General features: G+C 34.3%; 5 protein-coding genes. All 5 read left to right on the forward strand.

Features of this window, described 5'->3' with window-relative positions; translation table 11 throughout:
* Positions 1-438: hypothetical protein (locus tag GNE10_RS31720; RefSeq protein WP_221643064.1), on the forward strand; the 438-nt coding region annotated here is incomplete at its 5' end.
* A gap of 76 nt (positions 439-514) precedes the next feature.
* Entirely contained in the window at positions 515-1,801 is a 1,287-nt protein-coding gene (locus tag GNE10_RS31725) for a glycosyltransferase (protein WP_221643065.1), read from the forward strand.
* Positions 1,794-2,861, forward strand: coding sequence for an NAD-dependent epimerase/dehydratase family protein (locus GNE10_RS31730; RefSeq protein ID WP_185569927.1), 1,068 nt, complete (start codon positions 1,794-1,796; stop codon positions 2,859-2,861). Before GNE10_RS31725 ends, GNE10_RS31730 begins: the two co-directional genes overlap by 8 nt.
* Positions 2,862-2,896: 35 nt before the next feature.
* Complete coding sequence (locus GNE10_RS31735) at positions 2,897-3,967, forward strand: NAD-dependent epimerase/dehydratase family protein (RefSeq protein ID WP_185569929.1); 1,071 nt, start codon at positions 2,897-2,899, stop codon at positions 3,965-3,967.
* 98 nt (positions 3,968-4,065) lie between these two features.
* Entirely contained in the window at positions 4,066-4,986 is a 921-nt protein-coding gene (locus GNE10_RS31740; RefSeq protein WP_185569931.1) for a glycosyltransferase family 2 protein, read from the forward strand.
* Positions 4,987-5,347: the final 361 nt, after the last annotated feature.

The raw sequence follows: 5,347 nt of genomic DNA on the forward strand, positions 1-5,347 counted from the left end.
GAACTAAGTATAGTTCTTAAAAAATTAGATTTTCGTAATTTTCCTGAAAATATCAATTTTATTACTCAAGCTGACAAAGTTTATGGTTACATTGATGTTCCACCAACGGGACAACAGCCCTTAAATTTCCATAGGAGCGATACTTTAAAGTTGTTTGGCTGGGCTATTCTCCCAGAACATCAAGAACAGCCACCCCTGGTTCTGCTGTCTTATGGCAATAATCAATTATTTTTTGCTAGTGGGCTTGTGAATTTAAAAAGACCTGATGTTGCTACAGCTTTAAAATCAAGTCTTTACAATACATCAGGTTGGGAAGCAAATGTTTCTCTAAATTCTATACCACCAGGTGAAACTATAATTAAGGCTTGGGTTTATGATCGAAAACGTCAACAGTTCATAAAGTTGAATGGTGAACCAAAGATAAAACTGGTGGAATAAAAATAATTTAGTTTAGAAACTGTTGTATTTATGATTGGGAACATAAAAGGAGTGATAGACTCAAATGCTAAGAAAAATGCTTAAACCCAAAATCCTAAAGTTTCTGCTTGGTGGCGGTTTAGCAGCAGCGTTAAATTTAGTACTGATTTATTTAATTATTGAAAAGCTAGGATTTAATACAACTTTTTTGCGTAATATTGCCAATGTAGTTTCAATTGAACTTTCTTTAATATTTAGTTTTTTTGTATATCGGACATGGGTTTGGACTGGTGGTATTTGGAATTTGAGAGAAGTATTTTTACGGCAGCTTCCTCTCTATCATGTTTCTGCGGGTGCTGCTGTTATTACTCGAATTTTTTTGATTTTTCCGATTTTGGATTGGTTGAAAGTTAACTATGGCATCAATACTATAATAGGCGCACTTGTGAGCGCATCGATTAATTATTTAATTAGCGATCGCTTTGTATTTAAAACTCCAAAACAAAAAAAATCATTAACATATTATCCAGAAGCATTAGCCCCAGCTCTATTAGAAAATTCTAGCTTGATTGGGAATCAATTAAGAGCGATAGAGACTTCAAAATCCATCAAGACTTTATCAATAGTAATTCCAGCCTACAACGAAGAAGACTGCATAGTTCAAACTGTTCGGACTATTAGCACAGTTTTGGAACAAGAAAATATAGATTACGAAATTTTAGTTGTTAACGACAACAGCAAAGATAACACAGAACAATTATTACAACAGCTAAATTCGCAAAATAGCAAGCTGTGTTACATCAATAATTATTATCCCAACGGCTTTGGGTTTGCAGTTCGCTGTGGCTTAGAAAATTTTACAAAAGATGCTGTCGCAGTAGTTATGGCAGATAGTTCGGATGCACCAGAAGACATTATATCTTATTACCATAAACTGCAAGAAGGATACGATTGTGTTTTTGGTTCCCGCTTTATTAGAGGAGGCAAAGTCATTGACTATCCCACCCATAAATTAATTGTTAATCGTTTAGCTAACTTATTTATTAAAATTTTATTTGGCTTCAAATTTAATGATACCACCAATGCATTTAAAATTTATCGCAAAGAAGTTATTGAAGGTATATCTCCATTAGTATCTCATCATTTTAATTTAACTGTAGAAATGCCACTTAAAGCTATAGTGAGAGGGTATTCTTATACAACTATTCCCATTACTTGGAGAAATAGAACCACAGGAGTTTCTAAGTTAAAGCTCAAAGAAATGGGGAGTCGATATTTGTTTATAGTCCTCTTCATTTGGCTAGAAAAACATTTATCGCGTGGAGATTATCATTTAAGCAAAAATAAACTGCTAGCAAATCAAAGGTTAAAATCCAATGGCTGAGAAGGTTCTAATTTTAGGAGGGGCTGGTTTTGTTGGTAGTTCCTTAGCAATTCATTTAAAAAAACATCATTTTCAGTGGCAAATTATATGTTTTGATAATCTCCGACGACGCGGTTCAGAATTAAATCTTCCGAGATTTAAAAATTTAGGAATTGAATTTATTCATGGTGACATTCGTTCCGCTAGCGATTTAGATCCTGGAAGTTTTGATGTAGATACTATTATTGATTGTTCTGCTGAACCTTCCGTACTTGCAGGATTTAATTCTCCTCAATATGTCCTGCAAACTAATTTAGTAGGAACTATCAATGTTCTGGAATTAGCTAGACAAATTCAAGCTCGTTTGTTGTTTCTATCCACTAGCCGCGTTTATCCGATTGAAACACTAAAATCAATTAATTTAGTAGAACTGCCAACCCGTTTTAATATTGCTACCGAACAAACAATACCGGGAGTATCTAATTTAGGTATAGCCGAGGAATTTCCACTTCAAAGCTACCGTTCTTTATATGGTACTACTAAACTTGCCTCGGAAATGCTCATCGAAGAGTATCGACAAGCTTATAATATTCAGGCAATAGTCAACCGTTGTGGTGTAATTACAGGGCCTTGGCAAATGGGTAAAGTTGACCAAGGTGTTTTTGTTTTGTGGTTAGCGGCACACTATTTTGAAAAATCTCTCAGTTATATAGGCTATGGCGGTACAGGTAAACAAGTTAGAGATTTATTGCATATAGAAGATTTGTTACGCCTTATTGATTACCAGTTAGAATATTTTTCTGAACTAAATGGAGATGTTTTAAATGTTGGTGGAGGTGTTGATAATAGTTTATCACTATTAGAAACTACTAAATTATGTGAGGCAATTACTGGAAAATCTATTGCCATTGCATCAGAAGAAACAGCCAGACAAGGTGATATTCCTATTTATATTACAGATTCTTCCAAAATAATTTCTAAGACTGGATGGAAACCAATGATAAATCCAGAACAAACTCTGAGAGATATTTATCACTGGATTCTTGAGTATGAAACAATTCTGAAGCCCGTTTTATCCTAAACTAATGATTGTAGTGTGAGAGAATTGTAAATATTATGCCTACCGTTTTAATTACTGGTTCATCTGGTCTAATTGGTTCCGAATCGGTTCATTATTTTGCTCAGAACGGTTTTAATGTTGTAGGTATTGATAATAATATGCGGGCGGTGTTTTTTGGAGAATCTGCATCAACAGAGTGGAATCGTCGCATTTTAGAAGATAAATATGGTGACAGCTATCGTCATTATGATATTGATATCCGCGATCGCTCTGCAATAGAAAAGCTCTTTCAAGAATATTCCTCTGATATTTGTCTGATTATCCATACAGCAGCGCAACCATCCCATGACTGGGCAGCAAAAGACCCCCATACAGATTTTACAGTTAATGCTAACGGTACTTTAGTATTACTAGAAGCAACTCGACAATATTGCCCAGATGCAATTTTTATATTTACTTCGACTAATAAGGTCTATGGCGATACTCCCAACTATTTACCCTTACAAGAGTTAGAAATCCGTTGGGAAATTGAACCAAATCATCAATATCAAGAAGGTATTGACGAATCAATGACAATTGATAACTCCAAACATTCTTTATTTGGTGTTTCTAAAGTTGCCGCAGACGTTTTAGTGCAAGAATATGGTAAATACTTCGGCATGAGAACTGTGAGCTTTAGAGGAGGCTGTTTAACTGGCCCTAACCATTCTGGCGCTCAGTTACATGGTTTTCTAGCTTACTTAATGAAATGTACCATTACTGGTGATACTTACACCATATTTGGCTATCAAGGCAAACAAGTGAGAGATAATATCCACAGTTATGATTTAGTTAACGCTTTTTATCACTTTTATCAAAATCCCAGATGTGGCGAAGTGTATAATATCGGAGGTTCTCGACATAGTAATTGTTCTATGTTAGAAGCAATTTCAATTTGCGAAGACATCACCGGTAAAAAACTGCAATATTCCTATACAGAAGAAAATCGCTCTGGCGATCATATCTGGTACATTTCAGATGTCAGAAAATTCCGTTCTCACTATCCAAAATGGGAATATAAGTACGATCTGCGGCAGATATTAGAAGAAATGTATCATGCCCAAACATCTAGAAATTTTGCTTATTAATCAAGACTATTTTAAAAGTATCTCGATACACCAGCCTCAAGATTAGAGTATTGAAGTCTAAAATACATAAATAGGTTTATTACATAACATTTAAATCAATGACAGTAAAAGTGGCAGCTTATATAACCGTCTATAAAGATAAACAAGCTGCTAGCGATTGTGTACAAGCTATTAAATCTCAATCTATACCAATAGATAGTATTTTTATTGTAGATAATTCTGAGGAAAAATTACTACAAATAGATAATAGTGTATCTATTTTTATACACCATTATCCAGAAAATGTTGGTATTGGTCGAGGTTTAGTAGTAGCGCTGGAATGGGCTATAAAAGAACGTTACGATTTTTTATGGACTTTTGACCAAGACAGTTTGCCGACCCACAATTGTTTAGAAATTTTGTTAAATTATTATAATAAATTATCTTTAGACCAGGATAAAAAAATTGGGATTATTGCTCCTACTCCCATCGATCGCAAAACTGAGACAATTATATCGGGAGCAGTTTTTGTCAAAGACCATTTTATAGGCTGTAAACATAATAGTAATGTTGATTTTTTTGAGTGCGACTCTCCCATAACTTCTGGTTCTCTGATTTCTATTGCTGCTGCTAAAACTGTTGGTTTTCCTCGTGCAGAATTGTTTATCGACGGAATTGACCTTGAGTACGGGCTGAGACTACAACAACAGGGATTTCGTAATCTGATAATTACGAAAGCGATTATGTATCATAATTTTGGTAATCCAATTAAAGTAAAATTTTTTCAGCGAGAAGTAATTGTTCACAAATACTCTGGCTTACGTAACTACTACATTCATCGAAATCACACTTATTTAGAAACTCGCTACGCCCAAGGCTTCTATCGACTAACCAGTTGTGTTAAACGCATAAAATATTTACTCCGCAGAATAGTCACAATTTTACTGTATGACCCTGAAGAAAAATTTCTAAAAATATGGGCTTGTTTGCTGGGAACATTGCATGGCTTTCAAGGAAAGTTGGGAAAAACTTGGTTGTAAAAGCCACTGAAGATTGAATAGAGAATTTTTGATGATAGTCAAAAACTTAATTTCTCAAACTCTTATTCTCTGAGATTCTGCGTGAAATAAATTCATATTTTTATTCAGGAAAGCCGAACTTATTTGATTTTTTAAACATGAGTATGAATATTATGGCGATTCCCAGTTAAGTGAGATACAGATAATATTTTGAAACGCAGAGGGGCGCAAAGTAAAGCGCAAAGGTATGCAGAGATTTGTACCTCAGCAGACTAGTAAACGCTATAGTTTGGAGATTAATTGCACAGATGGTGTGCTAAAAAAATATTAATAATGATATAATTATTAATTGGCAAAGTTAATAATTATATCAACTTAATAT

The organism is Nostoc sp. 2RC (assembly GCF_014222165.1).
Taxonomy (GTDB): domain Bacteria; phylum Cyanobacteriota; class Cyanobacteriia; order Cyanobacteriales; family Nostocaceae; genus Nostoc; species Nostoc linckia.

What these genes read in the sequence shown, in the direction of transcription:
- GNE10_RS31725 (WP_221643065.1), top strand. Translation starts at nt 515, where the DNA reads ATGCTTAAACCCAAAATCCTAAAGTTTCTGCTTGGTGGCGGTTTAGCA.
- GNE10_RS31730 (WP_185569927.1), top strand. Translation starts at nt 1,794, where the DNA reads ATGGCTGAGAAGGTTCTAATTTTAGGAGGGGCTGGTTTTGTTGGTAGT.
- GNE10_RS31735 (WP_185569929.1), top strand. Translation starts at nt 2,897, where the DNA reads ATGCCTACCGTTTTAATTACTGGTTCATCTGGTCTAATTGGTTCCGAA.
- GNE10_RS31740 (WP_185569931.1), top strand. Translation starts at nt 4,066, where the DNA reads ATGACAGTAAAAGTGGCAGCTTATATAACCGTCTATAAAGATAAACAA.